At 65.8% G+C, this 2212-nt stretch carries 2 protein-coding genes; both read right to left on the reverse strand.

The window, feature by feature from the left end:
- Nucleotides 1-86: 86 nt before the first annotated feature.
- Entirely contained in the window at nt 87-1136 is a 1050-nt protein-coding gene (locus tag EN993_RS34990; RefSeq protein WP_127266163.1) for a toprim domain-containing protein, read from the reverse strand.
- A gap of 12 nt (nt 1137-1148) precedes the next feature.
- Nucleotides 1149-2198: a strawberry notch C-terminal domain-containing protein gene (locus tag EN993_RS34995; protein WP_245469061.1), complete on the reverse strand. Its 1050-nt coding sequence runs from the start codon at nt 2196-2198 to the stop codon at nt 1149-1151.
- Nucleotides 2199-2212: the final 14 nt, after the last annotated feature.

A 2212-nucleotide genomic window follows, 5' to 3' on the forward strand; every position in this document is an offset into this window, starting at 1 on the left:
GGCCGCGGGCGCGGCCTCTCCGGCGGACCGCCGCCATACCTAAACGTCTTCCGGTGACGCCCCCGCCCGCCTGCCGCCCCGGCCGTTCATCCGGACGGCAGGAAAAGACGGGCATCCTCCGGGACGAGCTGATCGCTGAGCCGTGCCGCGAGATGGGCGGGGCCGAGATGGCGCAGATCGTCGTTGAAGTCGCCGAGCTGCGGCCGCAAAACCAGGGCGAGAATCCCGGCCTCGCCTGCGCGCTGGCTGAGACGCCCGATGCCATGCCGGCCGGCGGCGTCGGCATCGGCTGCGATGTAGAGGCGACGGCAGCCAGGCGGGAAGGTCAGGCCGGCGAGGTGATTGGCCGAAGTGGCGGCGGCCACCGGCAGCGCCGGCATCACCACCTTAACCGACGCCATCGTCTCAAAACCCTCGCCGGCGGCCATGACCGGGACGGGCTCATCTGGCTGGCGGCCTAGCCAAATGCCGTTGCCAAGGAGATCTCCCAGCGAGCGGCGTGGATCAGTGAGTTGCGCCTTGCCCTGACCCGAAGGATCAAGCCAGGTGCGCTGCAGGCCGGTAATCTCCCCGTCGAGGTTGGTGACAGCGGCAATCAGCGCAGGCAGGGTCCGCGTCTCGCCGGTCACGAGATCCCTGTAGTAGCAGCCGGGATGGAAACGCAGCGCACGCTCATGAGTGGAAAGCAGGATGCCGCGGCCAGCAAGATATCGTTCGGCCAGCGTACCGGCGATCGGCTGGGACATGGCGAACAGGCGACGCGCGGCCTCAGGCGAGCCGCGTGTCGCGGCAGATTGGCGCCCGGCGACGGATGGTCTGGACTGAAGGTCTGGCTGTGGCATGGCGAGGAAACGACGTGCTTCATCCGTGACCTCGCGGAAGTCGACCAGACCACAGCTCTGCTCGATGACGTCAAGCAGGTCGCCATATTCCCCCGATGACTCATCGACCCATTTTCCAGCTGCCTTGCCGCTAACCGCTTTGAGCCGCACATGCATGGAACGGCCGCGCATATTGCGGACATCGCCGACCATCCAGTAATTGCCGGAGCGATGGCCGTTGGAGAGATATTCGCGGCACACCGCCTCGGCATGTTCGCCAAGGCGGCGTGCCAGCTCGGACGCCGAACCGGACATGATCGCCTCCGCTCAAGCCGCGGCCGTACGGTCGGTGACCCCGACCAGCGTATGGCGCTCGAGAAGGGAGGTGAGGATGGCGCAACCTTGCGCGGATGTCGGGATGAACAGCCGGAGCTTCCAGGAGATGATCTCGGATATCAGCCCCAGCGCCTTCAGTCGGGGGACCATCGCGTCGGTGAAGCAGATCAATTCGACACGGTAGTCGTTCATGACGCGGCTGCGGCGCAGGATCAGGCCATCGGCGAGTTGCAGCCCAATCCTGCCTTCCACGAGCCCGGCCCAGGCATCTTCCGGCGCGAGCTTGGGTAAATCGTCGAGCCCCAGATTGCGCAACATGGTCGCGACCAGCGTCAGCGCGATGTGACGACCGATGATGCGTTCGCCGGCATCGGTCTGGATCCGGTAGACCTGACAATCATGGTCTGGCAGCCGACGCCAGATCGGCAACAGCAGACCCGTGACGATGTGAAAGGTGCTGGTGGTGAACTCCGGGACGGCGGCGACTTCTGCCTGCCACAGGTCGCAGAATAGTTTTCGGGTCGTGGGCTGCCAGTGGGTTTCGGCAAGGGCATCGAGACCGAAGCGCAGCTCGTCCGTCGGCCGCAGCAGACGCACGCGATGCTCGACGACGGGACCGTCGAGCATCAGGCTGGCGGTCGGAAACTGTATGGCCGCGCGGCTCGAACGTGTGTTGACCAGCAGGGTCGATAGTGGCTCCGCCCGGACAATGGCCAGCGCGTCGACGAGGCCGAGCGGTCGGATACGGTCCTTGCGCGCGACGGTCAGCACATGCGACTGCGCGCCCGAGACCGGGTGCGAGTAGACGGTGCGGCGATCGGTGACGACTATGCTTTCGGCCGTGATCGTCTCCAGGCCCTTGTCGTAGTTGCCGGCGGCGATGGCGCCTTCGATCTTGGCCGTCATCAGCTGCTCGAACACCTCGAACAGCAGATTCTGGGTCTCGATGCGCAACGCCAGCAGGCGATTGAGCCAGGTCGTGATCGGCGGCAGCTCGTCCCGCAAACCACCTTCATCCGTCGTCAGCGACAGCCCGGTCACGGTCTCGAAGGTGG

It is taken from the genome of Mesorhizobium sp. M7D.F.Ca.US.004.01.2.1 (assembly GCF_003997785.1).
Taxonomy (GTDB): domain Bacteria; phylum Pseudomonadota; class Alphaproteobacteria; order Rhizobiales; family Rhizobiaceae; genus Mesorhizobium; species Mesorhizobium loti.

Excerpts from the sequence above, each read along its gene's own strand:
- EN993_RS34990 (WP_127266163.1), bottom strand. The coding sequence starts at position 1,136 with ATGTCCGGTTCGGCGTCCGAGCTGGCACGCCGCCTTGGCGAACATGCC.